This window comes from Actinophytocola glycyrrhizae (assembly GCF_042653545.1).
In the GTDB taxonomy this organism is placed as follows: Bacteria; Actinomycetota; Actinomycetes; order Mycobacteriales; family Pseudonocardiaceae; genus Actinophytocola; species Actinophytocola glycyrrhizae.
In genome coordinates this window covers 191,736-218,021 of sequence record NZ_JBHSIS010000008.1, presented here as the reverse complement: position 1 = coordinate 218,021, position 26,286 = coordinate 191,736, and the positions used below count along the sequence as shown (strand labels likewise).

Annotated in this window: 22 protein-coding genes; 5 read left to right on the top strand and 17 right to left on the bottom strand. The window is 71.2% G+C overall.

What is annotated here, in order from left to right; all coding sequences use genetic code 11:
• Positions 1–152: 152 nt before the first annotated feature.
• Positions 153–1,706 (bottom strand): TIGR02677 family protein, encoded by a 1,554-nt coding sequence (locus ACFPCV_RS19555; RefSeq protein ID WP_378057668.1) that lies wholly within the window; start codon positions 1,704–1,706, stop codon positions 153–155.
• Between the two features lie 184 nt (positions 1,707–1,890).
• Here ACFPCV_RS19555 and ACFPCV_RS19550 point away from each other — a divergent pair, with 184 nt between their 5' ends.
• Positions 1,891–4,527 (top strand): AfsR/SARP family transcriptional regulator, encoded by a 2,637-nt coding sequence (locus ACFPCV_RS19550; protein ID WP_378057667.1) that lies wholly within the window; start codon positions 1,891–1,893, stop codon positions 4,525–4,527.
• Positions 4,528–4,533: 6 nt separating this feature from the next.
• Here ACFPCV_RS19550 and ACFPCV_RS19545 read toward each other — a convergent pair whose 3' ends face one another.
• Positions 4,534–5,394, bottom strand: coding sequence for a LysR substrate-binding domain-containing protein (locus tag ACFPCV_RS19545; protein ID WP_378057666.1), 861 nt, complete (start codon positions 5,392–5,394; stop codon positions 4,534–4,536).
• 69 nt (positions 5,395–5,463) lie between these two features.
• Between ACFPCV_RS19545 and ACFPCV_RS19540 the strand changes: the two genes are divergently transcribed.
• Positions 5,464–6,168 (top strand): SDR family NAD(P)-dependent oxidoreductase, encoded by a 705-nt coding sequence (locus tag ACFPCV_RS19540; protein WP_378057665.1) that lies wholly within the window; start codon positions 5,464–5,466, stop codon positions 6,166–6,168.
• Between the two features lie 48 nt (positions 6,169–6,216).
• On the opposite strand, the gene ACFPCV_RS19535 is transcribed toward ACFPCV_RS19540, so the two are convergent.
• From ACFPCV_RS19535 to ACFPCV_RS19525, 3 genes are read right to left on the bottom strand one after another with little or no spacing between them, the layout of a single operon-like run.
• Positions 6,217–7,218, bottom strand: coding sequence for an NADP-dependent oxidoreductase (locus tag ACFPCV_RS19535; RefSeq protein WP_378057664.1), 1,002 nt, complete (start codon positions 7,216–7,218; stop codon positions 6,217–6,219).
• The gene (locus tag ACFPCV_RS19530) at positions 7,218–7,634 is read right to left on the bottom strand and encodes an organic hydroperoxide resistance protein (protein WP_378057663.1); all 417 of its coding nucleotides are present in this window, start codon (positions 7,632–7,634) and stop codon (positions 7,218–7,220) included. Before ACFPCV_RS19530 ends, ACFPCV_RS19535 begins: the two co-directional genes overlap by 1 nt.
• Positions 7,631–8,095 carry a MarR family winged helix-turn-helix transcriptional regulator gene (locus ACFPCV_RS19525; protein WP_378057662.1) on the bottom strand — a complete coding sequence of 155 codons (465 nt, stop codon included), beginning with the start codon at positions 8,093–8,095 and terminating at the stop codon, positions 7,631–7,633. Before ACFPCV_RS19525 ends, ACFPCV_RS19530 begins: the two co-directional genes overlap by 4 nt.
• Before the next feature lie 99 nt (positions 8,096–8,194).
• Here ACFPCV_RS19525 and ACFPCV_RS19520 point away from each other — a divergent pair, with 99 nt between their 5' ends.
• Positions 8,195–10,237 (top strand): MMPL family transporter, encoded by a 2,043-nt coding sequence (locus ACFPCV_RS19520; RefSeq protein ID WP_378057661.1) that lies wholly within the window; start codon positions 8,195–8,197, stop codon positions 10,235–10,237.
• A gap of 134 nt (positions 10,238–10,371) precedes the next feature.
• Here ACFPCV_RS19520 and ACFPCV_RS19515 read toward each other — a convergent pair whose 3' ends face one another.
• A complete protein-coding gene (locus ACFPCV_RS19515) occupies positions 10,372–11,247 on the bottom strand; it encodes a ParB/RepB/Spo0J family partition protein (RefSeq protein WP_378057660.1) in 876 nt (291 codons plus the stop codon).
• A gap of 324 nt (positions 11,248–11,571) precedes the next feature.
• Between ACFPCV_RS19515 and ACFPCV_RS19510 the strand changes: the two genes are divergently transcribed.
• Positions 11,572–12,492 carry a mechanosensitive ion channel family protein gene (locus ACFPCV_RS19510; protein WP_378057749.1) on the top strand — a complete coding sequence of 307 codons (921 nt, stop codon included), beginning with the start codon at positions 11,572–11,574 and terminating at the stop codon, positions 12,490–12,492.
• A 56-nt stretch (positions 12,493–12,548) separates the two neighbouring features.
• On the opposite strand, the gene ACFPCV_RS19505 is transcribed toward ACFPCV_RS19510, so the two are convergent.
• From ACFPCV_RS19505 to ACFPCV_RS19495, 3 genes are all read right to left on the bottom strand, one after another.
• Entirely contained in the window at positions 12,549–12,938 is a 390-nt protein-coding gene (locus tag ACFPCV_RS19505; RefSeq protein ID WP_378057659.1) for a DUF6401 family natural product biosynthesis protein, read from the bottom strand.
• Between the two features lie 357 nt (positions 12,939–13,295).
• Positions 13,296–13,463 carry a hypothetical protein gene (locus tag ACFPCV_RS19500; protein WP_184811787.1) on the bottom strand — a complete coding sequence of 56 codons (168 nt, stop codon included), beginning with the start codon at positions 13,461–13,463 and terminating at the stop codon, positions 13,296–13,298.
• Between the two features lie 207 nt (positions 13,464–13,670).
• Positions 13,671–14,300 carry a hypothetical protein gene (locus ACFPCV_RS19495; RefSeq protein WP_378057658.1) on the bottom strand — a complete coding sequence of 210 codons (630 nt, stop codon included), beginning with the start codon at positions 14,298–14,300 and terminating at the stop codon, positions 13,671–13,673.
• Between the two features lie 424 nt (positions 14,301–14,724).
• Between ACFPCV_RS19495 and ACFPCV_RS19490 the strand changes: the two genes are divergently transcribed.
• The gene (locus ACFPCV_RS19490) at positions 14,725–16,011 is read left to right on the top strand and encodes an MFS transporter (RefSeq protein WP_378057657.1); all 1,287 of its coding nucleotides are present in this window, start codon (positions 14,725–14,727) and stop codon (positions 16,009–16,011) included.
• 72 nt (positions 16,012–16,083) lie between these two features.
• Here ACFPCV_RS19490 and treZ read toward each other — a convergent pair whose 3' ends face one another.
• From treZ to ACFPCV_RS19450, 8 genes are all read right to left on the bottom strand, one after another.
• Positions 16,084–17,802 carry a malto-oligosyltrehalose trehalohydrolase gene (gene treZ, locus ACFPCV_RS19485; RefSeq protein ID WP_378057656.1) on the bottom strand — a complete coding sequence of 573 codons (1,719 nt, stop codon included), beginning with the start codon at positions 17,800–17,802 and terminating at the stop codon, positions 16,084–16,086.
• Positions 17,799–20,264: an alpha-amylase family glycosyl hydrolase gene (locus ACFPCV_RS19480; RefSeq protein WP_378057655.1), complete on the bottom strand. Its 2,466-nt coding sequence runs from the start codon at positions 20,262–20,264 to the stop codon at positions 17,799–17,801. The genes treZ and ACFPCV_RS19480 overlap by 4 nt, the downstream gene beginning before the upstream one ends.
• Entirely contained in the window at positions 20,261–22,402 is a 2,142-nt protein-coding gene (gene glgX / locus ACFPCV_RS19475) for a glycogen debranching protein GlgX (protein WP_378057654.1), read from the bottom strand. Before glgX ends, ACFPCV_RS19480 begins: the two co-directional genes overlap by 4 nt.
• Positions 22,403–22,483: 81 nt before the next feature.
• Positions 22,484–24,286, bottom strand: a complete 1,803-nt coding sequence (malQ, locus tag ACFPCV_RS19470; protein WP_378057653.1) for a 4-alpha-glucanotransferase — start codon at positions 24,284–24,286, stop codon at positions 22,484–22,486.
• A gap of 12 nt (positions 24,287–24,298) precedes the next feature.
• On the bottom strand, positions 24,299–24,637 hold the full coding sequence (locus ACFPCV_RS19465; RefSeq protein ID WP_378057652.1) for a hypothetical protein: 339 nt from the start codon (positions 24,635–24,637) through the stop codon (positions 24,299–24,301).
• A gap of 136 nt (positions 24,638–24,773) precedes the next feature.
• Positions 24,774–25,445 carry an endonuclease V gene (locus tag ACFPCV_RS19460; protein WP_378057651.1) on the bottom strand — a complete coding sequence of 224 codons (672 nt, stop codon included), beginning with the start codon at positions 25,443–25,445 and terminating at the stop codon, positions 24,774–24,776.
• A 21-nt stretch (positions 25,446–25,466) separates the two neighbouring features.
• The gene (locus ACFPCV_RS19455) at positions 25,467–25,637 is read right to left on the bottom strand and encodes a hypothetical protein (RefSeq protein WP_378057650.1); all 171 of its coding nucleotides are present in this window, start codon (positions 25,635–25,637) and stop codon (positions 25,467–25,469) included.
• Between the two features lie 127 nt (positions 25,638–25,764).
• A complete protein-coding gene (locus ACFPCV_RS19450; RefSeq protein ID WP_378057649.1) occupies positions 25,765–26,256 on the bottom strand; it encodes a GNAT family N-acetyltransferase in 492 nt (163 codons plus the stop codon).
• Positions 26,257–26,286: the final 30 nt, after the last annotated feature.

Below are 26,286 nucleotides of genomic sequence, written 5' to 3'. Positions count from 1 at the left end.
CTCCTTCACTCCCGCTCACGGTGTTCATGGTTCGCTTCGCTCATCCGCTAGCACGCCGTCTTCCCTCGTCACGTGCTCGGCGCTCGTTCCTCGCGCCTGCGCGCGCTCCTCGGTCCAGACGGCGCACGCTCCTTCGCTCCCGCTCACGGTGTTCATTTCGTGCCGGTACTGAACTCGACGGCGGTGTCCTGCAGTTCGAGCACGCCACCCGCGGTGTGGATGACGGCCGTGCCGCCCGACTCGGGGCGCAGGCGCAGCGTCAGCCCGCCGACCGGGTCGACGGCCTCGCCGGGGTCGGTGGTGCGTTCGCGTTGCGCCATGGCGTCGGTGAGCAGGCCGCACAGCGTGCCGAGCGCGTCGGCGGACAGGGTCACGTGGTCCAGCCGCCCGCCGGCCGAAGCCAGCTCGGCGACCGCGGCCGTGTGCCGGGCGTCGGCGTTGCGGGCCTCGGCGAGCAGCTGCTCGCGGCCCAGCGGGTTGTCGAGGATGCGGGACGTGCGGCCGCGGGTGCGCTCACCCCGGCCGCGGACGGTGACCAGCACGTCGACGACCGGACCGTCGGCCCACGGGGTCTGCTCGTCGTCGCCGTCGTGCTCCGGCGCGGGGGAGACGTGGCGGGCCGAGTGCAGCCCGAACGCGGCGGCCGCGAGCGTGTGCGCCTGGTCGGGGGTCGACTCGTCGAACCACTTCGCGAGCGTCAGCAGCTCGGCGCGGCGGCCCGGCTCGGGACCGCCGCCGGACGTGGCGCGCTTGACGGTGGCCAGCAGCGTGCCGATGGCGCGGGCCGTGGCCTCCCGCAGCGCCGTGACCTGCGAAGGGCGGCCCGGCCGGTCGACGAACCAGTCGGTCAGCTCCCGCCAGTCGGCGGCCGCGCGACCCCGGGCCCGTTCCACGTCGCGGCCCAGCGAACCGGACGGGGTGAGCAGGCGCAGCAGGTGGCGGGTGGCGTCGGCGAACTCGTCGCGGGTGAGGATCTCGGCGATCGCGGGCGTGTACCGCAGCACGTCCTCGACGACCATCTGGATGTACTCGACCAGCAGGTTGCGGAACCCGGAGATCTCGTCGGAGGCCAGGTGGTAGCGGGTGACGACCTGACCGAGGTAGGCGTAGAAGTCGCGGACCGTCGCCGCCAGCTCTCCGTGCTGCAGGAAGAGCGTGGTGACCTGCTCCGCCATCCGTTCGACGGCCCGCTGCGCGGTGTCGGAGCCGGGTGCGCGGGCGTGCTCGTGGCTGGCGCGGGACAGCCGGACGAGCAGCTCGTCGAGGCCGGCGGCGATGGCGGGCAGCAGCTCGCGGGAGACCTCGCGTGCGCCCTCGGTGGTGCGCAGCAGCTCGTCGACGTCCCGCTGGACACGCACGCCGAGCTTGCTGACCTGGTAGCGGACGCTGCCGTGCTGGAACTCGGCGATCGAGGAGGCGACCACCTCGCGGCGGCCCGCGACCAGGTTGCCCCACTCGACGAGCTGCTTGAGCCGGGTGATCACGTTCTCCACGCGGGACTCGCCGGGCGCGATGTCACCACGCCGTTCCGCGGCGCTCAGCGCGGCCGACACCTCACCCGCGGACAGGTCCGCGAGCAGCGTCGACGCGAACAGCCGCATGATCCACAGGTAGGTGCGCCGGTGCTCGCGCGCGTCCAGGTAGGCGTACAGCTTGAGCCGGCGCGCCTCGTCCGCCGCCAGGTCGGCGGGAGGGTCCGATGCCATGGTCGGTCACCCTACCCGCGCCGACCGACGACGCCGGGCGACGTGCCCCACCCGGCCGGGGGACATCGAGGCAGGAAAGACGCCTCGGACGTTCCGGGCACGCGGAGCGGTCCGGCGTCGCTTTCCTCCCGGTTCGCCCGGTACCGCTCGTATCTGCGGCGCGGTGGCATGCTCTTGTTCGCCGATGGCAATCATGTTCGGGGTGCTGGGACCGGTGCGGCTGCGCAGGGGGACGCGGCTCGCGCCCGCCGCGGGGCGCATGCAGTCGATCCTGCTGGGGGTGCTCCTCGCCCGCGTGAACGGCGCCGTCCCGGTGGACGTCCTGATCGAGGCCATGTGGGGTGCGCCGGACCCGCGCAGCGCGCAGCGGCTGCAGCTCCACGTGCACCGCCTGCGCCGCGTGCTCGACGACCCGGACCGGCTCACCTTCCACCGCGACGCCTACCGGCTGCGGGCCGACGCCGACGAGCTGGACGCGACCCGGTTCGAGCTGCTGGTCCACGACGGGCGGCCGGAGTCGCTGCGGGAGGCGCTGCGGCTGTGGCAGGGCGAGCCGTACCAGGGGCTGGACGTGCCGCTGCTCACCGACGAGGCCGCCAGGCTCACCGAGCGGCGGCTCGCAGCGGAGGAGGACCGCTACGCCGCCGAGCTGGCCGCCGGCCGGGCCACCTCGGTCGTGACCGACCTCGCCGAGCTGGTCCGCGCCCACCCGTTGCGGGAGCGGGCGCACCTGCTGCACGTCACCGCCCTGTACGAGGCGGGCAGGCGGGCCGACGCGCTGCGCGCCTACCGCTGCGCACGCGACGCGCTGGTGGTCGAGCTGGGCGTCGAGCCGGGGTTCGAGCTGCGTGCGCTCGAGGCACGTGTCCTGGCCGGCGATCCGGTCACCGGGTGGGCGGGGCCCGCGCAGCTGCCCAAGGACGTGCCCGCGTTCGTCGGCAGGGACGACGCGATGGCGGCCATGGCCGCGGCGTGGGCGCGCCGGGCGGGGCCGCTGGTCGTCGCGGGCACCGCCGGGGTCGGCAAGACCGCGCTCGCCGTGCGCTGGGCACACCGCAACAGGGAGTCCTTCCCGGACGGCCAGCTGTACGTGGACCTGCACGGGTTCGGGCCGGGCCGTCCGCTCGTGCCAGCGGACGTGCTGGCCGGGTTCCTCCGGGCGCTCGGGGTGCCCGGGGCCGCCGCGCCGACCGACCCGGTCGAGCTGGCCGCGCGGTTCCGGTCGCTCGTGCACGACAGGAAGGTCCTGGTCCTGCTGGACAACGCGCACTCGGTGGCGCAGGTGCGGCCGCTGCTGCCCGCCGGGCCGGACTGCTTCGTGGTGGTCACCAGCCGCGACTCGCTCGCCGGGCTCGTCGCCCGCGACGGCGCGGCTCGGGTGGACCTGGACCGGCTGCCGCCCGCCGAGGCGTCGGACCTGGTGCGCCGCCTGGTCGGCGCCCGCGCGGACGCCGAGCACACCGCGGTCGGCGAGCTGGTCGACCGGTGCGCGCGGCTGCCGCTCGCGTTGCGGATCGCGGCGGAGGCCGTCGGCATCCGCGCCGGGCTGCGGGTCACCGACGTGGTCGCCGACCTCGACCTGGACGTGCTCGACGCGACCGGCGACCCCGGCACCGACATCCGCGCCGTGTTCTCGTGGTCCCACCGCCACCTCGACGACGACGCCGCCCGCCTGTTCCGCCTCATGGGCCGCCACCCGTGGGACGCGCCACCGGACGCGCTCGGCGCGCTCGCGGGCTTCGACGGCAGGACCACCCGGCGCGCGCTGGCGTCGCTCGCGCGGGCGCACCTCGTCGAGGAGTCGGCGGGCGGCCGGTTCGGCATGCACGACCTGCTGCGCGCGTACGCGGCCGAGCAGCAGGAGCCGGACGCCGGCGCGGTGCGGCGGTTGTTCGCGTGGTACGTGCGGTCCGCGGCCGCCGCGCGGTTCGCGCTCATCCCGCAGTCACCGGAGATCCCGATGACCGGGGTGCCGGAGGGCGGGAGCTCGTTCCCCGACGCGGCGGCCGCGCTCGCGTGGTTCGACGCGGAACGGCCGGTGCTGGTGGCGCTGGTGACCTCCGGGCGGGACGACGACCTCGCGTGGCGGCTCGCCGCCATGCTGCTGACGTACTTCAACATCGGCAAGCACTGGGGCGACTGGCTCACCACGCACGAGGCCGCGCTCGCGGCGGCCCGGCGGGTGGGCAGTGAGCTGGGGGAGGCCCTCGTGCTCAACGGTCTCGGCGTCGTCCACGACGACCTCGCGCACGACGACGAGGCGGTCGCCTGCCACGTCGGCGCCGAGGAGCTGTACGCGCGGGTGGACGCGCCGCACTGCTCCGCGTGGAACCTCAACAACCTCGGGGTGGTGTACGACCGGCTCGGGCGTTTCGACGAGGCCGCCGCCGCCCACCACAAGGCGCTCGACCTGTTCCGCTCGGTCGGCGACCAGCGCGGTGTCGGCTACAGCCTCAACAACCTCGGCGACGTGTACCGGCAGCGCGGCGAGTACGCGGCCGCGGAGACGAACCTGTTGCTGGCACTGGCCTTGCAGACCGAGGTGGGCGAGGTCGACGGCCTGCGCTACACCTACGCCCACCTCGCCGACCTGTACTGGGACGCGGGCAGGCCCGCCGACGCGCGCGAGTGGTACGACAAGGGCGTCACGGCGAGCTTCGCGGCGGGCGACCGCTGGCTCGCGGCGAAGCTGCTGACCCGCCTCGCCGTGCTGGGCCACGAGCCGGGCGACCGCCTGCGCCAGGCACACGCGTTGTTCCACGAGGTGGGCGACACCGAGTCGGCGGACGAGGTCCGCGAACTGCTGCTGTCGGCAGGCTGAACCGGGTCAGGCCGCCTGCCGCCGCGCCGCCACCTCGACCGCGGTGCGCACGAACGCCGCGAGCTCCCTGTCCCGCCTGCCCGCGGCCCAGACCACCGACAGGGTGTACGGGCTCGCGTCCGTGACCGGCCGGTAGACCAGGTCCGCGCGCCGGTAGCTGTCGGCGAGCGACGTGGGCACCAGCGCCACCGCCTGCCCCAGCGCGACGACCTCCAGCAGCTGCGAGCTGTCCGCCACCTCCGGCCCGGACACCGGCGAGGACTGACCGGTCCAGTACTCGCGTTCGGCGGGCAGCTCACGGGACCAGCGCGGCATCGGGTGCCCGGCGAGGTCGGCCACCACGAGCGACCTGGCCGCCGCGAGCGGGTGCCCGGCAGGCAGCGCCGCCACCCTCGGTTCGGTCACGAGCGGCTCGGCCTCCAGATCCGGCCAGACGTGCGGGGAACCCATCAGCGCCGCGTCGGCGCGACCGGTCCGCACCAGCGCCGCCTGCTCGCCGTACCCGCTCACCAGCACCTCCACCGGGCCGGGGCAGTCCGCCACGACCTCCTTCAGCAGCACGGACGCGACCCCCGGTTTCGCCGTCACCACGACCGGCCCGTTCGCGCGGCGGGTACGCAGCGCGGCCGCGGTCACCGCGTCGAGGATCGGCACCGCCTCGGCCAGCAGCGTCTCGCCAGCCTCGGTCAGCGCCACCCGGCGGGTGTCACGGGTGAACAACCGCACCGCCAGCTTGCGTTCCAGCGCGCCGATGGCCCGCGACAGCGGTGGTTGCGCGATGCCGAGCCGCTGCGCGGCGCGGGAGAAGTTGAGCTCCTCCGCGACCGCGCGGAAGTACCGCAGCTCCCGGATCTCGAGGTCGTTCATACCCCCAAGGTATAACGCCAGACCGAAGCGGTCCTTCTCACCGCGCGGCCGCGCTGGTGGGCTGGTGGCATGGAAACAGCACTGGTTACCGGAGCGAACAAGGGGATCGGCAGGGAGATCGCGCGGCGGCTCGTCGCCGAGGGGATGACCGTGTATCTCGGTGCACGGGACGAGGTGCGCGGCAAGGAGGCCGCGGAAGCGGTCGGCGCGCGGTTCGTTCGGCTCGACGTGACCGACGAGGAGTCCGTCGCCGAGGCGGTGGCCGGCCTCTCCTCGCTCGACGTGCTCGTGAACAACGCGGGGGTGGCCGTCGACTGGGGCGTCGAGGCCGCCGACCTGAGCGCGGCCCTGATGCGGGAGGCGTTCGAGGTCAACGTGTTCGGCGTCGTGACGGTGACGAGGGCGTGCGTGCCGCTGCTGCGCCGCGCGCAGGCGGGGCGGATCGTGAACCTGTCGAGCCCGCTCGGCTCGCTGACGCTGCTCAGCGACTTCGACAGCCCGATCGCGGAGCCGCAGCTGCTCGCGTACAGCTCGTCGAAGGCCGCGCTGAACGCGCTGACGCTGGTGTACGCGCGGGCGTTGGCGCCGATCAGGGTCAACGCCGTGAATCCCGGCCTGATCGCCACCGATCTCAACGGTTTCCCCCCGGGGGAGGGCGTCGGCACGGTGGCGCAGGGCGCCGAGGTGCCGGTCCGCCTCGCGCTCGGCGACGGCGGCACGGGCGGTTTCCACGGCGAGGACGTCAGCTCGGTCGGCGGCCGCGTGCCGTGGTGATGCCACGACGGTGCCCTTCGGGACCTCCCGAAGGGCACCGTCGAGGGGTTACAGGCGGACGACCATCTTGCCGGTGTTCTCGCCGCGCAGCATGCCGAGGAACGCGGCGGGCGCGTTGTCGAGACCGTCCACGAAGGTCTCCTCCGCCACCAGTTTCCCGCCTGCCAGCCACTGCCCGACCTCGGCGGCCATGGCGCCGAACCGGTCGTAGTGGTCGAGTACGAGGAAACCCCGCAGCCGCAACCGTTTGCCGACCAGCAGGTGCAGGTTGCGCGGCCCCGGCGGCGGCTGCTTCTCGTTGTACATGGAGATCGACCCGCAGACGGCGACGCGGCCGTCGTTGTTCAGCGCGCCGATCGCCGCCTCGAGGTGGTCGCCGCCGACGTTGTCGAAGTACACGTCGATGCCCGCGGGCGCGGCCCGCGCCAGCAGGTCCGCGACGGCACCGTCGCGGTAGTTGAACGCCGCGTCGAAGCCCAGCTTGCCGGTCAGGTGCGCGACCTTCCCGGCCGACCCCGCGCTGCCGACCACCCGGCCCGCGCCCTTCAGCCGCGCGAACTGGCCGGCCAGGCTGCCGACCGCGCCCGCGGCGCCGGACACGAACACCGTCTCGCCCGGCTCGAACGACGCGATGTCGAGCAGCCCGACGTACGCGGTCAGCGCGGGCATCCCCAGCGCGCCGAGGAAGTGCGACGGCGAGACACCCTCGACCGGCGTCAGCGGCGTGTACTGCGACACCAGCGCGTGTGACCGCCAGCCGGCGTTGTGCAGTACCAGCGCGCCGGGCGCCACGCCATCCACACCGGACTCGACGACCGTGCCTACGGCGCCACCCTCCAGCGCCTTGCCCAGCTCGTAGGGCGGCGTGTAGGACTTCACGTCGTTCATCCGGCCGCGCATGTACGGGTCGACGGACATGAACGTGTTGCGCACCAGCAGTTCTCCCGCCGACGGCGATGGCAGCTCGACGTCCGCGAACGCGAAGTTCTCTTCGGTGGGCCAGCCGTCCGGGCGGGACGCGAGGCGGATCTCCCGTGCGGTGACCGACATCAGGCCACCCGCAGCTGCACGTCGATGTTGCCGCGGGTCGCGTTCGAGTACGGGCACAGCTGGTGCGCGGCGTCGACCAGCTTCCTGCTCGTCTCCTCGTCGAGGCCCGGCAGCGACACGAGCAGGTCGACGGACAGCCCGTACACCTCGCCTTCCTTGCCGATGCCGACCTCCGCGGTCACCGACGAGTCCCGCACCGACACCTTCTCCCGCCGCGCGACGCCCTGCAGCGCGCTGTGGAAACACGCCGCGTAGCCCGCGGCGAACAGCTGCTCGGGGTTGGTGCCCGCGCCGCCGGGCCCACCCATCTCCTTCGGGATGGACAGGTCGTGCGCGAGCACGCCGTCCGAGGACGCGACGTGGCCGTTGCGGCCCGCCCCGGTGGACGTGGCGTTGGTCGTGTAGAGGGTGTTCACGGTGCTGATCCCCTTCTCGTCCGGTCCTGCTGTGCGGTGATCTCTTCGGTCAGTCGTACGAGGTTCTGCCGCAGTGCCTCGAGGTCCTCGCGTGCCATGCCGGTCGCGCCGGAGAGCTTGCGCGGCACGCTGGTCGCGCGGTCCCGCAGCGCGGCGCCGTCGTCGGTCAGGTGAATCCGGACCGCCCGCTCGTCCTCCGCGCACCGCGCACGGCGCACGAGACCGGCGGCCTCAAGGCGTTTCAGCAGCGGCGACAGGGTGCCCGAGTCGAGGTCCAGTGCCTGGCCGAGTTCCTTGACCAGCACGGGGCCACGTTCCCAGAGCACGAGCAGCACGAGGTACTGCGGATAGGTGAGGCCGAGCGCGTCGAGCGCGGGCCGGTAGAGGCCGGTGACCGCCCTGGACGCCGCGTACAGCGCGAAGCACACCTGCTTCTCGAGCTTCAGGTCGTCGGCCGTCACGACCCTTACGTTACGCACAATTGAGTTGTGCACAACTTGATGTGCCCGGAGTCACTCAACTAATGAGCATGCTGCCAACAAGCCATCTAGGCTGCCCGCATGCGTCGATTCCGGTGGGGGTTACCCGCACTGCTCGTCGTGCTCTGGCTCGCCATCGGCGGGATCGGCGGACCGTTCGCGGGCAAGCTCTCCGACGTTGCGACGAACGACAACGCCTCGTTCCTGCCGGAGTCCGCGGAAGCGACCGAGGTGGAGCGCCTGCAGCGCCAGTTCAGCGACGAGCAGGTGCTGCCCGCCGTGGTCGTCGCGGAGCGCGCGGCCGGCATCACCGAGGACGACCTGCGCTTCCTCGCCGAGCGGGGCGCTGCCGTCGCGCGGATCGACGGCGTCGCCGGGTCGCCGACGCCGCCGCAGCGGTCCGAGGACGGGGCGGCGGCGCAGTTCGTGGTGCCGATCGCCGCGGACGGCGGCGAGCCGGACAAGGTCGTTGCCGAGGTCCGCGCCGAGGTCGCGAAGGGCGCGCCGGACGGGCTGACCGTGCTGGTCACCGGCCCCGCCGGGCAGATCGCCGACCTGGTCGTCGCGTTCGGCGGCATCGACGGGCTGCTGCTCCTGGTCGCGGGCCTGGTCGTGGTGCTGATCCTCATCGTGGTGTACCGCAGTCCGCTGCTGCCGCTGATCGTCGTGCTGTCGGCGGTGTTCGCGCTCGGGGTCGCCGCGTTCGTCGTGTACCAGCTGGCCGACCACGACGTGCTGACGCTCAACGGTCAGAGCCAGGGCATCCTGTTCATCCTCGTCTTCGGCGCGGCCACGGACTACGCGCTGCTGCTGGTGTCCCGGTTCCGCGAGGAGCTGCGGGACGTCGACGACCGGTTCACCGCGGTCCGCAGGGCGTGGCGTGCGACGGTCGAGCCGATCGCCGCGTCCGCGGGCACGGTCGTGCTCGGCCTGCTGTGCCTGCTGTTCAGCGACCTGCGTTCCAACCAGGGCCTCGGACCGGTCGCCGCGATCGGCATCGGCGCGGCGCTGCTCGCGTCGCTCACGTTCCTGCCCGCCGCGCTCGCGCTCGTCGGCAGGGCCGCGTTCTGGCCGTTCCTCCCCAAACACGGCTCGGAGAAGCCGGAGCACCGCGGCATGTGGGGCTGGATCGCGCGGCACGTCGGCGCGCGGCCGAGGCTGATCTGGATCGTGACCGCGCTCGTGCTGCTCGCGGGTGTCGCGTTCGTGCCGCAGCTCAAGGCGAACGGCACCGCCCAGTCCGACATCTTCCTGACCGAGGTGGACTCCGGCCGGGGCCAGGACGTGCTGTCCGCGCACTTCCCCGGCGGCTCCGGCTCGCCGACGGTGATCATCGCCAGGTCGCCGCAGGCGGAGCGGGTCGCGCGGGCCGCCGACGTCGACGGGGTCGCGCAGGTGCGGCCCGCGGGGGAGAAGAACGGCCTGACGCTGCTGCAGGCGACCCTGGAGGACGCCGCCGACTCCGAGGCCGCGCTGTCGACCGTGGCACGCGTGCGCGACGCGGTGCACGCCGTGCCGGGCGCCGAGGCACGCGTCGGCGGGCAGACCGCGATCCAGCTGGACGTGCAGACCGCGTCCCGCCACGACCGCAACCTGATCATCCCGATCGTGCTCGTGGTGATCTTCCTGGTGCTGGCGTTGCTGCTGCGGGCGCTCGCGGCGCCACTGCTGCTGATCGCGACGGTGGTGCTGTCGTTCGGGGCGACCATGGGCGTGTCGGCGCTGGTCTTCAACAACGTGTTCGGCTTCCCCGGCGCGGACCCGGCGATCCCGCTGTTCGGGTTCATCTTCCTGGTGGCGCTGGGGATCGACTACAACATCTTCCTGATGACCCGGGTGCGCGAGGAGGCGCTCACCTCCGGCACCCGCAAGGGCACGCTGCGCGGCCTCGCGGTGACCGGCGGCGTGATCACGTCGGCCGGGGTGGTGCTCGCGGCGACGTTCGCGGCGCTGTCGGTGATCCCGGTGCTGTTCCTGGCCCAGATCGCGTTCATCGTCGCGTTCGGCGTACTGCTGGACACGATCGTCGTCCGTTCCCTGCTGGTACCGGCCCTGACCATCGACATAGGCAAACGAATCTGGTGGCCGGCAAAACTGAGCCGCCACCAACCCCCACCCCCCTGACAACCACCACCCCCCGCGAGTCCCCCATCCAGAACCCGCGAGTCCCGCGTTCAGAACCCGCGAGTTCTCCGTTCGGGACCGGTGAGTTCCCCGTTCGGGATCCGTGGTGGGTGCGTTTTCGTGTCGGGCGGGATTCAGCCCGCTTTGGTGTTTCCGGGGGCGAGGAGCGTTTCCGCGAAGCCGCGCCACGCGTCCGAGCATTCGATGGCCATCCTGGCCACGGTGTCGCGCCAGTGCGGTGGCACGTTCGCCGCGATCGCCGCCCATTTCTCCGGCGACACCGACCGCGCCTCCAGCAGGCGCAGCAGGGCACGACCCGTCTCCGAGAACCGGAGCGTCGGATCGGAGCGCAGCCGCATCACCAGCGCCGCAGGGTCCGGGCTCGGTGCGGGACCCGCCTCCGCGAGCTTCCTGCGCACCGACCGCGCGGTCTCCGGGGAGATGCCCGCCCGCCGCGCCACCTCCCGCAACGACAGGTCGGGCTCGGTCATCAGGATCGCCCGCGCCACCCGCCGCCGCTCCAGGCCGTTGACGGGCCGCAGCTTGCCGTCGTTCCCCAGCCGCACCTCCGGCGCCGACTCCGGCCGCGACCTGCGGATCCTGGCGACCGTCGCCGCCGACAACCCGGCGACCGTGGCGATCATGCGGTCCGACCAGTGCGTGTGGGACGCGATGATGCGTGCCGCTGCCGCCTTGCGATCGGTCAGTGACAGTGGCAGTCCGTGTGTCACGTTCGTGCGGACGGCGAGCACGAACGCCTCTTCGTCACCGCCCTCGAAGTACCGGGCCGCGATCCGCTCGTCACCGCGCAGCCGGGCCGCGCGCAGCCGGTGCATGCCGTCCACGACCCGCATGTCATCGCGCCGGACGATGATGGGCGGCAGTTCGCCGATCGTGTCGGCGAGTGTCTGGACGTGTTCGAGGCTCTCCCCGCCCTGCCTCGGCGAGTGACCTCCGCGCACGTCCGACACGGCGACTGTGGTGACAGGACCGTCGACGTCGAATGGCATGTCGACCCCCTGGGTACGGCGGCCGTCGAGGCCGCGATCTGACAACACCCGTACCGTACGACGTTTCCAGGTGCGGGTCTCCTGTGCCAGTGATGGATTCACGGAACGGGCGGGAAGAGTTCCCATCGTTGCTCGCCGGACGTGACTTTGTGATCTGACCTGCGAGAACAAGCCGGAATCACCGCCGATTCGGCATTTCCCACCTCACCCGACCAGGTGAGATCACGAGCTCCGAAGTGTGTCAAGTCACCTTCCGGGTACAGGCTTTCTCCAATGCGCGTCCACGAGGGGCGTGCCCGTCTCGCCTGGAAGGGGGCGGTGGCGTTGCAGAGTTCCAATCTCGCGGCCGTCGATTTCGGTCAAGGGATCTCGAACGCGTGGAGCGCGATTGCGACGTTCGTGCCCAAGTTGCTCGGGTTCTTGCTGATCCTGTTCATCGGCTGGCTGATCGCGAAGGCGCTCAGCAAGGTCGTCGACAAGGTCCTCGAACGGGTCGGGTTCGACCGCGTGGTGGAGCGCGGCGGCATCAACCGCATGATGTCGAAGAGCAAGTACGACGCCTCGGACATCATCGCGAAGCTCGTGTACTACGCCGTGCTGCTGATCGCGCTGCAGATGGCGTTCGGCGTGTTCGGCTCGAACCCGGTGAGCACCATGCTGACCGGCATCGTCGCGTTCCTCCCGAGGGCGGTCGTGGCGATCGTCATCATCGTCGTGGCGGGCGCGGTGGCCCGTGCGGTCAAGGACGTGATCACGAACGCGCTCGGCGGCCTGTCGTACGGTTCGCTGCTCGGCACGCTCGCGTCGGTGTTCATCTGGGGTCTTGGCATCATCGCCGCGCTGAACCAGATCGGCGTCGCGACCGCGGTGACGACCCCGGTGCTGATCACGGTGCTGGCCACCATCGGCGGTATCGCGATCATCGGCGTCGGCGGCGGGCTGGTCCGGCCCATGCAGCAGCGCTGGGAAGACTGGCTGCACCGCGCGGAGAGCGAGATCCCCCAGGCCAAGGCGGCTGCCGAGGCGTACCAGCGTGGCCAGGAGGACGCGAGCCGCACGGGCGCCCCGACCCGCGCGGAACACATGGCGCCTGCGGGCGGCGCCCACTCGGCGCCCAGCCAGATGCCGACCGGCGCCCAGGGCACGCAACAGCACCAGCGCATGCCGCAGGGCTACGAGCAGTACCCGCAGAACCCCGGCTACCCCCAGCAGGGCAACTACCCGCCGGGACGACCGCAGCAGTAACCGACAGCGACGGCGGCCGGGTGCCCAGGTTGGACTGGCCTTTCAGGGCACCAAGGTCAGGCCAGGGACGGCAGGTCGTCGGTCCTCGCCACCGGGTGGCCGGGCAGCATGTTTCGCGCCAGTGAGCAGACGGCCAGCAGTCGCACGTGGAACCAGCTCGCCGTGCTCCACTCGGTGGCGTCGCCCAGGATGGGGAGTGCCATGCCGCGTTCCCGCAGATGGTCCTGGATGCCCTGCGCGTAGCCCGCCAGCAGCACCGTCCCGGCCACCGCGGCGCCGGACTCCACGCCCGTCGTCAGGATGTCGCGGACCGCCGCCGCGTGCTGGTCGACCACCGCCGCCAGCCCGGGCACGGTCGCCACCGCCACCAGCCCAGCCGTGCCCAGTTGCTCGTTCAGGCGGTCCAGCGCACGTCGCGCGGACCGTTCCAGACGCCGGAGCCCCACGTGATCACCCACTAACAATCGAAAACCATCCGCGTGTGTATCACGCGGAGTAGCCATTGCGATTGTCGAAGTGGTCCGTACCACACTCGGACACAGCGTATCGTTCTCTCTGTGAGGGAGTACTCACGCTGCGGTGACTATCGTGGCTTGGGTACCTGAACCGCATCGTCGCCGTCGGCGATGCCGACGGCGACGGACTGTCGAAGTATCCCGAGCGGATCTTCGTATTCCGGTTGCGGTGAACAAATGGGAAAACGGTGAATTGCCGAGCCGGCCATCAGCGTTTTCCCATACGTTGGAACGAGACGCACATCACGTTGACGTGAATCGCCTGTCCTGTGCCACGTCGACTATGGATTAGTCGCCACGGCGCGGTTCGGGAAGGTGGGCGGCGTACTGCTCGGCCTCGTGCCGGTTCACGCTGACATCGCGCCACTCCCGGCGGTTCCCGTCGTACACGGAGTAGGTCCAGATGCAGTCGTCGTTCACGTAGCCCGATATCGCGCGGTGCGAGGGTTCGGACATCGCGTTCTCCTGAAGAATCGGCGGAATGTGTGTCTCATGATGCGACATTCGGATCGCCGTCGCGAGTGATGTCACCCGTACGGCGGGCATCAGGATAACATTGTGACATTCCGTGTTCGCGAGTGCCGATGCAAGTGCGCGGGGCAATTGTCAAATGCGTCAAAAAGGCACCGGCAATAGCCGACACAATTCACCAGGGTAACTGGATCAGGATGCGACCACGGCTCGACCGGCAGCTGATAGCGACGTGAGCGGCACCCGTCGCACCATCGCCGGGAGCGCAACGCACGAGGTCACGCCGCCGATGACCATGAGCGCGGTGATCCCGGACCCGATCGCGAGACTGGCCACGAGGAAGGTCGCCGCGGGCCACACCGGCATTTGCCGCCGCGCCGCGGCGATCAGTGCCAGCACCGATACCCCCGCCAGCCCGAGCGCGGGAACGGCACCGTAGAAGAACGTCTCGACGCCGGGCAGCTCCTGGATGGAGCGGGAGATGGCCGACATCTCACTGCGTGCGCCCGCCCGGAACCCGACAATCAGGTCGATCACCATCTGACCGGTCATCGCCACGGTCCCGACGAGCCCCGCCAGTGCGACCACGGCGACGGCGGCCCGCTCCGCGGTGTGCCGTGCCGCGTCCTTGGTCCACGTCCACAACGTCGCGAGGACGACGAGCATGGCGAGGTTGCCGATGATGTAGGCGAGGTGGGCGGCGGTCCACAGGGGGAGTGCCACGGTCCAGTCCAGGTCGGGGTTGGGTTTCCAGCCGAGCTTCATGCCAAGCACGCCCAGCAGGAGGAACAGCGGAGCGGCGAAGAAGGCGGTGCGGACCATTGGTGGTTCTCCCCTTGGATTTCGACTGTGGGGGAACCGTGGCACCGGCCGGGGGCCACCGCATCAGGGGAAGGCCCTTGCCCGCACCCTTAGGGGATCTTCGTCCGAGTGTCCATCGGCGCTGGTCCGAGGACCGGAGTTGTCGGTGGTCACCGTTAGGCCCGATTCCGGGGCCGGAGGCCGCGTTGATCATGGTGGCCGGGATAGTCGCAACGGGTAGGGGATCCACTTCGGAGGGTTTCAACTCCTCAGTTGTGGGTAGACCCGTTCGGTCAGCTACGCCTGTGCTTGGTGGGGACAGGTGTTTGCCCAGGTCGGAGGGGACAACATGACGTCTGCTCGTGCGGAGGGTTCTGCTGGTCGGGTGGCGGAACCCGATGCCAAGACATTGCGGCGCGCGATTTCCGCGTCCGCTATCGGCAATATGACCGAATGGTTCGACTACGGGGTCTACGCGTACACCGCCGTCTACATCGGCGACGCGTTCTTCCCCAGCGAGAACGAGACAGCCTCCACTCTGGGCAGTCTCCTCGTCTTCGCCGTGTCGTTCCTCATCCGGCCGCTCGGCGGCATGGTCTGGGGGCCGCTCGGTGACCGGCTCGGCCGGCGGCAGGTGCTTGCCACCACGATCCTCCTGATGGCCGCCGCCACCTTCGGTGTCGGCATTCTGCCCGGGTACGTCACCATCGGCATTCTCGCGCCGATCGGGCTCATCCTGCTCCGGATGATCCAGGGCTTCTCCACCGGCGGGGAGTACGGCGGCGCCGCCACCTTCATGGCCGAGTACGCGCCCGACCGGAAGCGTGGGCGGTTCGGGTCGTTCCTCGAGTTCGGGACGCTCGCCGGGTTCACGCTCGGTGCGGTCCTGGTGCTCGTCACCGAACTCGTCGTCGGGCCCGAGAACATGGCCGACTGGGGCTGGCGGCTGCCGTTCCTCGTCGCCGCGCCGATGGGGCTCGTCGGGCTCTACCTGCGCAGCAGGCTCGAGGACACGCCCGTGTTCCGGGAGGCCGAGGCCGAGGGCAAGATCGACCACGAGGCCAAGAACCACCTGCGTGACCTGTTCAAGTACTGGAAGCCACTGCTCCTGCTGATGGGGCTCGTGGTCACGTTGAACATCGCCAACTACACGCTGCTCGCCTACATGCCCACCTACCTCGAAGGGGAGATCGGTCTCACGTCGCGGGCGTCGCTGATCCTGATCATCATCGGGCAGACCGCGATGATGATCGTGGTGCCGTTCTCCGGTGCGTTGTCGGACCGGGTCGGACGCAAGCCCATGTGGTGGGTCAGCATCATCGGGTTGTTCGTGCTGTCGATACCACTGTTCAAACTGATGGGCACCGGGTTCACGGGAGCCATCATCGCGTTCGCGATCCTCGGGCTGCTCTACGTGCCGCAGCTCTCCACGATCTCGGCGATGTTCCCGGCCATGTTCCCGACGAAGGTGCGGTACGCGGGTTTCGCCATCGCCTACAATGTGTCCACCTCGCTGTTCGGTGGCACCGCGCCCGCGGTGAACCAGGCACTGATCAACTCCACGGGCGACAAGCTGATGCCCGCCTACTACCTGATGGCGGCGTGCGTGGTCGGCGCGATCGCGCTGTGGTTCGTGCCGGAGACGCGGGCGTGCTCCATCCGGGGTGACGGCATCCCCGGCATCGACACCAAACCCCAGATGGAACCGGTGAAGGTCAAGTCCCCGACCTGATCGGGAACACGGCACCGCCACGACGAAGGCGCCCGCGGCCGCGGGCGCCTTCGTCGTGTCCTGGGTGCGCGGTCACACGCGGACGACGGCGAACGTGTCCGGGGCGAGGGCAACGCACCCGTCCCGGACCTCCGGTCGTCCCAGAAGGACCTCGCGACTGTCCACTGTGATCCGTGCGGTCGCCGTGCCCAGGTTGACGAGCACCCGCAGCGAGCCGCGGTGCAGCACGAGCGCACCGTCCACGATCTCCACGTGGTACCGGTCGAGGCGCGGGTCCGACAGCTCGGGATGCGTGCGGCGCAACGCGATGAGCGCGCGGTAGGTGTCGTACACGGACCGGTGCGCCGGGTCGGTCAGCTCGCCCCAGTGCAGCGTCGAGCGGACGACGGTGGCCACGTCCATCGGGTCCGGGACCTCCGACTCGCCCCAGCCGTGCTCGGCGAACTCCTTGCGCCGCCCGTCGCGGACGGCTGTGGCCAGTTCCTCGTCCTCGAACGACGCGAAGAACTGCCACGGCGAGCCGGCCGCCCACTCCTCGCCCATGAACAGCATCGGCGTGTACGGCGACGTCAGCACGATCGCGGCGCCGCACAGCTGACGGGCCGGGGTGATGGTCGCGGTGAGGCGGTCACCCTGTGCGCGGTTGCCGATCTGGTCGTGGTTCTGCAGGTAGGCGAGGAAACGGTGCCCGGAGACGCGGCTCTGGTCGAACGGGCGGCCGTGCGTGCGCTGCCGGAACGACGACCACGTGCCGGTGTGGAAGAACGCGTGCGTCAGCGTCTTCTCCAGCGCGCCAGGGGCGCCGAAGTCGGCGTAGTAGCCGTCGACCTCGCCGGTGAGCGCCACGTGCAGTGCGTGGTGGATGTCGTCGCACCACTGGGCGGCCAGCCCGTGGCCACCCGCGTCGCGGGAGGTCACGAGCCTGGCGTCGTTGAGGTCCGACTCGGCGATCAGGGAGAGCGGTCGCCGAACGGCGGCGGCCAGCGCGTCCACCTCGGCGGCGAGCTCCTCGAGGAGGTGCGTGGCGCCCTTGTCCACCAGCGCGTGCACGGCGTCGAGGCGCAACCCGTCGAGGTGGTAGTCGCGCAGCCAGCTCAGCGCGTTGTCGATGACGTACCGGCGGACCTCGTCGGAGAGCGCTCCGTCGAGGTTGAGCGCCGGGCCCCAGATGGTGCGGCCCGCGAAGTACGGGCCGAAGCGGTCGAGGTAGGCGCCGGAGGGCCCGAGGTGGTTGTACACGACGTCGAGCAGCACGCCCAAGCCTCGGTTGTGGCAGGCGTCGACGAACCGCTTGAACGCGTCCGGGCCGCCGTACGGTTCGTGCACCGCGCCCCACGCCACCCCGTCGTAGCCCCAGCCAGCGGTGCCGTCGAAAGCGTTGACCGGCAACACTTCCACGAAGTCGACGCCCAGTTCGACCAGGTGGTCGAGGTGTTCGAGCGCGGCGTTGAACGTGCCCTGCTCGGTGAACGTGCCCACGTGCAGCTCGTAGATGACGCTGCCCGCGAGCGGGCGGCCGGTCCAGCGTTCGTCCGTCCAGCCGAACGCGTCGTGCGAGTACCGGCGCGACGGGCCGTGCACGCCCGCGGGCTGCCAGGCGGAACGCGGGTCGGGGAGCGCCCTCTCGTCGTCGTCGAGGAGGAACGCGTAGTCGGTGCCCTCGCCGGTGCCGGGGACCTCGGCGTGCCACCAGCCCTGGTCGTCGCGGGTCATGTCGTGGACGGCGGGGCCGATGGCGAGGCGGACGCGGTCGCGTTCCGGGGCCCACACGGAGAAGTGCTCGGGGTTCACCTGTTTCCTCGCAGCAGCAGGGCGACGGGGTAGTGGGACAGCAGGTCGCCGAGTACGGCGCGGCGCGGCTCCTGGCCGGTGTCGACCGGTTTGCCGGTGAGCAGGTCGTGCCAGTTGCCGGGGCCGCCGGGGAGCGGGAGAACGGTGTCGGCCCACCCGCTCCCGGCCAGCTTGACCGGCAGCCGGGTGGCGACGACGACCAGCTCCGGCGCGCGGCTGAACGCGAACGCGTGCTCGGCGGCCGGGCCCTGCGTGGTGAGCGGGCGGTAGCCGGTGAACAGGTCCGGGCGGTCGCGGCGCAGGTGCAGCACCTGGCGGACGACGTGCAGCTTTGCGGCGCCGGTGGCGTCGACGTCGGGGAGCCAGCCGTCCTCGAGACGGCTCAGGAACTCCTGCCGCTGCGCGAAGTCGACCGGGCGGCGGTTGTCGGGGTCCACAAGGGACAGGTCGAAGAGGTCGGTGCCCTGGTAGACGTCCGGGACGCCCGGCCCGGCGAGCTGGACGATCTTCTGCCCGAGCGCGTTGGACCAGCCGGGACCGGCGATGCGCTCGACGAACGCCCCGATCTCCGCGCCGAGTTCGGCGATGACCTTGCCGGGCCACTCGTTCACCTTCTTCTCGAAGGCCTCGTCGTGGTCGACCCAGGAGGTGCGGACCTTGGCTTCCTTGGCGGCCTTGTCGAGGTAGGCGCGAAGCCGGTCGGCGGTGATCGGCCAGGCACCGACGAGCGACTGCCACGCCAGGTTGTTCAGCGCAGGTTCGTCGATGCCGTGTTCGGCCGACCAGCGCTTGACCGTTTCCGCCCACTCGCCGGGAAGCTCGGAAAGCACCGCGAGCCGTGCCCGGACGTCCTCGGCACGTTTGGTGTCGTGAGTGGACAGTGCGGTCATGGTGCCCGGCCAGCCGGCGGCGCGTGCGGTCGCGCGGGTGTGGAACTCGGCCGGGGTGACGCCGAAGCGGTCGGGTGCGCCGCCGACCTCGTTGAGCGCGGTGAAGCGGGTCCACCGGTAGAAGGCGGTGTCCTCGACCCCCTTGGCGACGACCATGCCGGAGGTCTGCTGGACACGGGTGGCCAGCTCACCGCGCGGGTCCTTGCGGACGGCGTCGTCGACGGTGTCGATGTCGGCGACGAGGTGCGGGTTGGCGCGCCGGGCGGCGGCGACGGCCGCGGTCCAGTGGTCGAGGCCCTCGGGGAGGTAGGACCGGTAGACGGGGAAGGCGACCATGATCTCCGCGACGGCCTCGGGCGCGACGTTCGCGAGCGCGGCGATGCGGCGCATCTCGGCGACGAGGGACGTGCGCGTGATGAGACGGCGGCATTCGGTCTCGACCTCGTGGAGGGTCGGCCTCCGGCCCCCGGTTTCCACGCTACCGGAAGGGGATGACGGTTCCGGGGGGTTGTCCACAGCCTCGGTTGCCACGGGCGGGTTTTGTCGGTGGTCGCCGGTACGCTGGATCTCGGGGGGCCGGAGGCCACGGTCCGCCGCGAGGTTGGCCTCGTGTGCGGCGGTTTCGGTGGCGACCGGGCCGTTGTCCGGGGGCCGGTGGCCGAGGTCCGCCGCCAGCGTGGTCAGTGGGGCCTCGCCCGCCGGGTCCACGAACAGGCCGCAGATCTCGCGCAGTGCGTCGTAGCCCGTTGTGCCGTCCACCGGCCAGGACGCGGGCAGGGTTTCGTCCACCGCCAGGATCTTCTCCACCACCAGCCACGCGTCCGGCGCCTCCGCGCGCAGCCTGCGCAGGTAGCCGCCCGGGTCGGCGAGGCCGTCCGGGTGGTCCACCCGCAGGCCCGCCACCTCCCCGGCCTGCACCCAGCGCAGTACCTCGCCGTGGGTGGCCTCGAACACCGCAGGGTCCTCCACCCGCACCCCGGCCAGCGTGGTGATGTCGAAGAACCTGCGGTACGTGAGCTCCGCGTTGCCCCGGCGCCAGTTCACCAGCCGGTAGTGCTGTCGTTCGTGCACCTCCTGCGGGCTGCCCCCCGCCGTGTCCGGCGCCAGCGGGAACTCGTGTTCGAAGTACACGAGGCGGTCGTCGTGGACGGCCAGGTCGTCGAGGGAGTCCGAACCCAGCACCGGCAGCAGGATCGGGCCGCGGGACCAGTCGACGTCGAAGTACGTCGCGTACTCGGAAGCCGGGCCGTTGCGCAGGACGTCCCACCACCACGGGTTCGTCGACGGGACCGCCACCGACATGTGGTTCGGCACGATGTCGACCACCACGGACAGGCCGGCCGCCTTCGCCGCCGACGTCAGGCGCAGGCGGGCCTCCTCGCCGCCCAGCTCCCGCGACGTCCGGGTCGGGTCGACCACGTCGTAGCCGTGGGCCGAACCGGGGGCGGCGGTCAGCAACGGCGACGTGTACACCGCACCCACACCGAGGCGGGCCAGGTAGTCCACGACGGCCACGGCGGCGTCCAACGGGAACGCCGGGCTGATCTGCAGGCGGTAGGTCGACGTGATCATTCGTTCGTCCCCGTGCGTTGCAGCACGATCAGGGACCGGGCAGGCACCGGCAGCACCGTGCCCGCCTCGACCTCCCTGACGTCGGACAGGTTGCCGCCGTTCGGTTCGAGCACCTCACCGGTGAACGTGTCCACGACGACCGCCCACGTCGTGCCGTAGCTGCCGCCCGGCAGCGTGGTATCGATCTCCTCGTCGTGGGCGTTGAAGCACAGCAGGAACGAGTCGTCGGTCACCCGGCCGCCTCTGCGGTCCAGGTCGGGGATGCCGTCGCCGTTCAGGAACACCACGATCGAGCGGCCGAAGCCCGACTCCCAGTCCTGCTCGGACATCTCCTCGCCCGACGGGGTGAACCACGCGATGTCCCGCAGCTCCTCGCCCTTGCGGATCGGCCTGCCCGCGAAGAACCTGCGGCGGCGGAAGACCGGGTGGCTGTGCCGCAGGTCCACGACCGCCGCGGTGAAGTCGACCAGGTCGCCGTTGCGTTCCAGCAGCGACCAGTCCACCCAGGACAGCTCGTTGTCCTGGCAGTAGGCGTTGTTGTTGCCGTCCTGCGTGCGGCCGATCTCGTCACCGTGCAGCAGCATCGGCACGCCCTGCGACAGCAACAGCGTCGCGATCAGGTTCCTCCGCTGCCGCGCACGCAGCTCGTTGACCTTGTCGTCGTCCGTCGGGCCCTCGTGGCCGTGGTTCCACGACCGGTTGTCGCCTGCGCCGTCGCGGTTGTCCTCGCCGTTGGCCTCGTTGTGCTTGTCGTTGTAGGACACCAGGTCGTTGAGCGTGAAGCCGTCGTGCGCGGTCACGAAGTTGATCGACGCGTACGGGCGGCGGCCGTCGTTCTGGTACAGGTCGGAGGAACCGGTGATGCGGGACGCGAACTCGCCGAGCGTCGCCGCTTCGCCGCGCCAGAAATCCCGCACCGTGTCCCGGAACTGGCCGTTCCACTCCGTCCACAGCGGCGGGAAGTTGCCGACCTGGTAGCCGCCGGGGCCGACGTCCCACGGCTCGGCGATCAGCTTCACCTGGCTGATCACCGGGTCCTGCTGCACCAGGTCGAAGAACGTGGACAGCCGGTCCACGTCGTAGAACTCGCGGGCCAGCGTCGCGGCGAGGTCGAAGCGGAAGCCGTCCACGTGCATGTCGTTCACCCAGTACCGCAGCGAGTCCATGATCAGCTGCAGCGTGTGCGGGTTGCGCACGTTCAGCGAGTTCCCGGTGCCCGTGTAGTCCATGTAGTACCGCTTGTCGTCCTCGACGAGCCGGTAGTACGCCTCGTTGTCGATGCCGCGCATGGACAGCGTCGGGCCGAGCTGGTTGCCCTCGGCGGTGTGGTTGTAGACCACGTCGAGGATCACCTCGATGCCTGCCTCGTGCAGGGCCCGCACCATGGCCTTGAACTCCTGGACCTGGTTGCCGGCCTCGGAGTGCGTCGCGTACTCGTCGTGCGGCGCGAAGTACGCGATCGTGTTGTAGCCCCAGTAGTTGCGCAGGCCCTTCTCGGTCAGGCCGTGGTCGTGGAGGAACTGGTGCACCGGCATCAGCTCGATCGCCGTGACCCCGAGCGTGTTCAGGTAGTCGATCATCACCGGGTGCGCGAGCCCGGCGTAGGTGCCGCGCAGCTCCTCGGGGATCTCCGGGTGGCGCATCGTCAGGCCGCGGACGTGCGCCTCGTAGATGACGGTCTCGTTGTAGGGGATGTTCGGCAGCCGGTCGTTGGCCCAGTCGAAGAACGGGTTGACCACCACGCCGAGCATCGTGTGCCCCGCCGAGTCCTCGTCGTTGCGGCTCTCCGGCGCACCGAAGTCGTAGCCGAACACCGCCTGGTCCCAGTCGACCGCGCTGGTGACGGCCTTCGCGTACGGGTCGAGCAGCAGCTTGCTCGGGTTGCACCGCAGGCCCCGCGCCGGGTCGTACGGACCGTGGACCCGGTAGCCGTACCGCTGACCAGGGTTGACGTTCAGCAGGTAGCCGTGGTGGACGAACCCGTCGACCTCCGGAAGGCGGACGCGGGTCTCGTTGCCGCTCTCATCGAACAGGCACAGCTCGACCCGCTCCGCGACCTCCGAGAACAGCGCGAAGTTGGTGCCCGCACCGTCGTAGGTGGCACCGAGCGGGTAGGGGGAACCTGGCCAGGGCTGCACGCGTGCTCCTCATGAAGAATCGATTCTGTGCGCCCTACCACCGTAGAGCGCCGGGGTCGGGGCGCTACCGCCAACGGACTGTCAGCCGGGTGATACCCCGTCGGGGCGCGCGTCACGCAGTGCAGCGACCGAAGAGCGCAAGGTCGGGTCGGCCAGCAGGACGTCGATCGGAACGGGTAGGGGGATTCGCCAGTTCGGGTACTCGTCGACCGTACCGGGCAGGTTGGGTTGACGTGGTTCGCCGAGCGCGTCCTGCGGGGACGTGAGCAGGAGGCGGCTCGCGGCGGTCGCCAGCAGCCGGTGGAGGGCGACGACCAGCTCCTGCTCCGACGCGTCGGCAGGCAGCAGGCCGTGCGCGTCCAGTGCCGCCAGCATCTCCCGCTTCGCGGCCTCGGCGCGGGCGCGCTCGCCGTCCGGGTCGTCGAGCAGGCCCAGCTCGGCGCGGACCCGCGCGTTCTCGGCGCGCAGGAAGCCCGCCGTGGTGGGCAGGTCGTGGGTGGAGATGCTGGCCATCGCGTCGACGGGCCACCGTTTCGGCGGCAGCAACGGCTCGGCCGTCCCCGGGGCCACGTCCGGGTCGCGTTCGAAGTACAGCACCGACGAGCTGAGCACACCCCGGTCGTGCATGGCTTCGGTGACCTCGTCGGGGACGGTGCCGAGGTCCTCGCCGACGACCATCGCGCCGGCCAGGTGCCCCTCGAGGGCGAGGATGCCGAGCATCGCGTCGGCGTCGTAGTACACGTACGTGCCCTCGCTCGCCGGGCGGCCCGGCGGGATCCACCACAGGCGGAACAGGCCGGCGACGTGGTCGACGCGGATGCCGTCCGCGTGCCGCAGCACGCTGCGGATCACGTCGCGGAAGGGCCGGTAGCCCTGCTCGGCGAGCTTGTCGGGGCGCCACGGCGGCAGGTTCCAGTCCTGGCCCTGCTGGCTGAACGCGTCGGGCGGCGCGCCGACCGTGACGTCGGAGGCCAGCACGTCCTGCAGCGCCCACGCGTCGGCGCCTGCCGGGTCCACGCCGACCGGCAGGTCGTGGACGATCTTCGCGGTGCTGGCCGTGCGGGCGGCGGTGAGCTGGCGTTCGCACAGCCGCTGCAGCCAGGCGTGGAAGGCGACCCGGCCGGCCAGCTCCGCGCGCGCCGCCGCGACCGCCGGGTGGCCGGGCCTGCGCAGGTCGGCGGGCCATCGGCGCCAGTCGGGGCCGTGGCGTTCGGCGAGGGCGCAGAAGGTGGCGAAGTCACGCAGGTCGTCCGGCATGGGGTCGGCCGTGCCCGGCCACAGGAGTTCGAGTGCGCGTTGCTTGGCGGTCCACACCGCGTCGTAGTCGATCAGGTCCGTGTGGGGTGGGGCGAGGGCGGCCACGGCCTGTTTCGTGGCCGGGTCGGCGCGGTGGAACTCGTCGGTCTCGGTGACGCGCAGGTAGATGGGGTTGGCGAAGCGGCGGCTCGACGGCGAGTACGGGGAGCGCTGCACCGGCAGGGCGGGGGTGATGGCCTGGACCGGGTTGACGAGGACCACGCCCGCGCCGGACTTGCTCGCGAAGTCGCGCAGGTCGGCGTAGTCGCCGATGCCCCACGAGCCGGGCGAGTGGAGCGCGTAGAGCTGCAGCATCCAGCCCCACGCCGGCTCGACCGGCGGCAGGCGACGTGGCGTGACGATCAGCTCCTGACCGTCATCGAGCCGGTGATACCCGAGTGGGGGAGTGTCCGGGCCTTCGCGCACCACCCGCACCTTGGGTGGTGGCGGCGTGTGCTCGACCACCCCCATCTCGGCGAGCACGGCGCGCACGACGTCGTCCGCCACCTCGACGCGGTGGCGGTCGGCGTTCTCGTACCAGGTGGCAACTCCGTGCGCGCTGGCGAGCGCACTCAGCTGTTGATCCATCCGGTAAGGATGTCAGCGCATGCGCTGTCTCGGCACGACGTGCATGCCGTCGCGGGCGGCGGCCAGCGCCGACCTGGCATGTTCGGCGTCGCCGTGGCGCAGGCCGATGCGGGCGTCCCGCACCTGGCGCACGGCGGGTGCGATCCGGCAGGTGTCACCCGCTGCCGCGGTCCACGCCAGCGCGGTGCGCAGGACGTCGTCGAGGCGGACGAGGTCGGCGTCGCCCGCGTTGAGCCCGGTGAGCACGACGTCCACGGCACGCCGCAGGCGCTCCCCGGGGACCGGCGTCGGGCGTTTCCTGACGGGTGGGACATGTCTTGGGGACTGCACGGACAACTGTTGCTTGGTCACCGCGACCCTCCAGCTGGTCAGGCGTCGCCGGGGGCTCCTGCAGTCCCGCGGCGAACCCTGAGTGCCCCGATCCTCGCACTCTTGAACCCGAGAACACAGACCCGGAACCCGAAGGAATGACGGGAGACACAAAGAGTTAACGCAGTTCACCCCGCGAGTCCTTCAGGACCTGGCGGGACAGGTGGTCGGCCTGGCGGGTGGTTTCGGGGAGGCGGTAGCGCCTGGCCAGCGCCAGCACCTGTGCGCACGCCGTGGCCAGGTCGATCCGGTGGCCGACCGAGACGAAAACCGGTTTCACCCCCGGCCGGGTGCGCAGCGCCGCGCCCACCTCGTCGTCGCCGTCGCGCAGCGGGCTGGTCGCGCCCCGGGTGTCGGCCGGTGGCGGGTAGTCGGCCATCGGGGTCTTCGCAACGCCGATCGTGGGGAGACCGGTCGCCACCCCGAGGTGGCAGGCGAGGCCGAAGCGGCGGGGGTGGGCGAGGCCGTGGCCGTCCGCGACCAGCAGGTCGGGTGTCGTGCGCAGGCGGCCCAGCGCGGTGAGCAGCGCGGGCAGCTCACGGAACGCGAACAGGCCGGGCACGTACGGGAAGGCCGCCGTACCGACCTCGGTCGCCGACTCCAGCACCTCGCCCGTCGCGATGTCGACCGTCACGACGGCGGCCGCGACCAGCTCGGAGCCGACCGCGTACGCCACGTCCAGGCCGGCCGCCGTGCGGGGCGCGAAGCCCGGCGGCGGGGTGCGGACCACGGCGGCCGCCAGCGTGGACTGCAGCGTGACGGCCTCCTCGACCGTCGACGGAACCAGCACCCGGGCGACGATAGCGGGTGGTCACACGGACAGCGGCGTTGCCCGCGCGACCACCTTCGGCGCCCCCGGCGCCTTCGTCAGCAGGCGGCGCAGCAGCGACGGGCGCCGGACCCGCGCCCGCAGTGCCGCGTCGCCTGCCAGCTCCATGCGGTAGCTGATCTCGGCGGAGATGGCTTCCTGCGTGGTGAACATGTCGTTTCTCCTTGTTTCGGTGACAAGGAGAACTTCGTCCTGAGGCCGGGACCCCGGCATCGGACGATCACGTACCAACAGCCCTTACCTCGGCCGCTGAGGGGGCTCGCCGCCCCCGGGTAAGGGGTCAGGCCCCGGGTAGGGCCAGCCACTCCTGCCAACTGAGGTCCCGGCCGGGGTACCTGGGCCTCTCGAACGGCCAGACCCGCGCGATCCATCTCGGCACCAGCAGGTCGAGCGCGTCCTCCAGCGGTGTGCCCACCTTCTCGTCGACCACCCACCAGCTGATCTCCGCGTCCGCTCCGGCCCGCTCCGGCGGGTCGATGTAGACGCACCCGAACAGCGCGGTCTCGTCGAGGTTCAGCAGGGCGTAGTTGAACGACTGGTGCGCCTCGATCTCGCGTTCGTGCCTGGCCAGGTCGGTCTGGTCCTCCTCGATGGTCATCGTGGTCGGCGGCCAGCCCCACGCCGGGCCGAAGATGTCCCACAGGCGTTGCTGCGAGCCCATCACCGCCGGGTAGTCGATCTCGGTGTCGGACGCCCGGATCGGCCGCAGGTGGAAACCGTCGAACACCGGCACACAGGTGGGGTGCGAGAAGTCGTCGGGCAACCAGGCCATGGCCGTTACCGTACCCGCGCGAGCCGGGCT

What these genes read in the sequence shown, in the direction of transcription:
- ACFPCV_RS19515 (WP_378057660.1), bottom strand. Translation starts at nt 11,247, where the DNA reads ATGCCATTCGACGTCGACGGTCCTGTCACCACAGTCGCCGTGTCGGAC.
- ACFPCV_RS19480 (WP_378057655.1), bottom strand. Translation starts at nt 20,264, where the DNA reads ATGATCACGTCGACCTACCGCCTGCAGATCAGCCCGGCGTTCCCGTTG.
- malQ (WP_378057653.1), bottom strand. Translation starts at nt 24,286, where the DNA reads ATGGATCAACAGCTGAGTGCGCTCGCCAGCGCGCACGGAGTTGCCACC.
- ACFPCV_RS19540 (WP_378057665.1), top strand. Translation starts at nt 5,464, where the DNA reads ATGGAAACAGCACTGGTTACCGGAGCGAACAAGGGGATCGGCAGGGAG.
- ACFPCV_RS19450 (WP_378057649.1), bottom strand. Translation starts at nt 26,256, where the DNA reads ATGGCCTGGTTGCCCGACGACTTCTCGCACCCCACCTGTGTGCCGGTG.
- ACFPCV_RS19455 (WP_378057650.1), bottom strand. Translation starts at nt 25,637, where the DNA reads ATGTTCACCACGCAGGAAGCCATCTCCGCCGAGATCAGCTACCGCATG.
- ACFPCV_RS19535 (WP_378057664.1), bottom strand. Translation starts at nt 7,218, where the DNA reads ATGTCGGTCACCGCACGGGAGATCCGCCTCGCGTCCCGCCCGGACGGC.
- ACFPCV_RS19500 (WP_184811787.1), bottom strand. Translation starts at nt 13,463, where the DNA reads ATGTCCGAACCCTCGCACCGCGCGATATCGGGCTACGTGAACGACGAC.
- ACFPCV_RS19520 (WP_378057661.1), top strand. Translation starts at nt 8,195, where the DNA reads ATGCGTCGATTCCGGTGGGGGTTACCCGCACTGCTCGTCGTGCTCTGG.
- ACFPCV_RS19495 (WP_378057658.1), bottom strand. Translation starts at nt 14,300, where the DNA reads ATGGTCCGCACCGCCTTCTTCGCCGCTCCGCTGTTCCTCCTGCTGGGC.
- ACFPCV_RS19490 (WP_378057657.1), top strand. Translation starts at nt 14,725, where the DNA reads ATGACCGAATGGTTCGACTACGGGGTCTACGCGTACACCGCCGTCTAC.
- ACFPCV_RS19555 (WP_378057668.1), bottom strand. Translation starts at nt 1,706, where the DNA reads ATGGCATCGGACCCTCCCGCCGACCTGGCGGCGGACGAGGCGCGCCGG.
- ACFPCV_RS19550 (WP_378057667.1), top strand. Translation starts at nt 1,891, where the DNA reads ATGGCAATCATGTTCGGGGTGCTGGGACCGGTGCGGCTGCGCAGGGGG.
- ACFPCV_RS19545 (WP_378057666.1), bottom strand. Translation starts at nt 5,394, where the DNA reads ATGAACGACCTCGAGATCCGGGAGCTGCGGTACTTCCGCGCGGTCGCG.